1 pseudogene is annotated in these 942 nt (G+C 67.4%); it reads left to right on the top strand.

The annotated features are described in order from the left end of the window. Positions 1 to 942 (top strand): annotated as a pseudogene (locus tag AR3_RS29100) (DNA-directed RNA polymerase subunit beta); the annotation flags it as partial.

Here is a 942-nt window from a genome sequence, read left to right as displayed (position 1 = left end):
CATGGAGGTCCGTGACGTTCACCCGTCGCACTATGGGCGGATGTGTCCGATCGAGACGCCGGAAGGGCCGAACATCGGGTTGATCGGTTCGCTGGCGGCGTTCGGTCGGGTGAACCCGTTCGGGTTCGTGGAGACGCCGTACCGGCGGGTGGTGGACGGTCGGGTGACCGATGAGATCGACTACCTGACCGCCGATGAGGAGGACCGGTACGTCATCGCGCAGGCCAACTCGCCGATGAACGAGGACGGCACCTTCGCCGAGGACCGGGTGCTGGTCCGCAAGAAGGGCGGCGAGGTGGAGCTGGTGCCGCCGAGCGAGGTCCACTACATGGACGTGTCGGCGCGGCAGATGACCTCGGTGGCCACGGCGATGATCCCGTTCTTGGAGCACGACGACGCCAACCGGGCGTTGATGGGCTCCAACATGCAGCGGCAGGCGGTGCCGCTGCTGCGCAGCGAGGCCCCGCTGGTCGGCACGGGCATGGAGTACCGGGCCGCCACCGACGCCGGCGACGTCATCCTGGCCGAGAAGGCCGGGGTGGTGGAGGAGGTGTCGGCCGACTACATCACCGTGCTCAACGACGACGGCACGCGCACCACGTACCGGGTGGCCAAGTTCAAGCGGTCCAACCAGGGCACGTGCTTCAACCAGAAGCCCATCGTGGACGAGGGGCAGCGGGTGGAGGCCGGGCAGGTGATCGCCGACGGGCCGTGCACCGACAAGGGCGAGATGGCCCTGGGCAAGAACCTGCTGGTGGCGTTCATGCCGTGGGAGGGGCACAACTACGAGGACGCCATCATCTTGTCGCAGCGGCTGGTGCAGGACGATGTGCTGTCGTCGATCCACATCGAAGAGCACGAGGTCGACGCGCGCGACACCAAGCTGGGGCCGGAGGAGATCACCCGGGACATTCCGAACGTGTCGGAGGAGGTCCTGGCGGA

The organism is Actinomadura rubrobrunea NBRC 15275, assembly GCF_001552235.1.
GTDB lineage: Bacteria > Actinomycetota > Actinomycetes > Streptosporangiales > Streptosporangiaceae > Spirillospora > Spirillospora viridilutea.
Note: the sequence above shows the minus strand (reverse complement) of the source record. Positions and strands in the feature narration are given on the sequence as shown.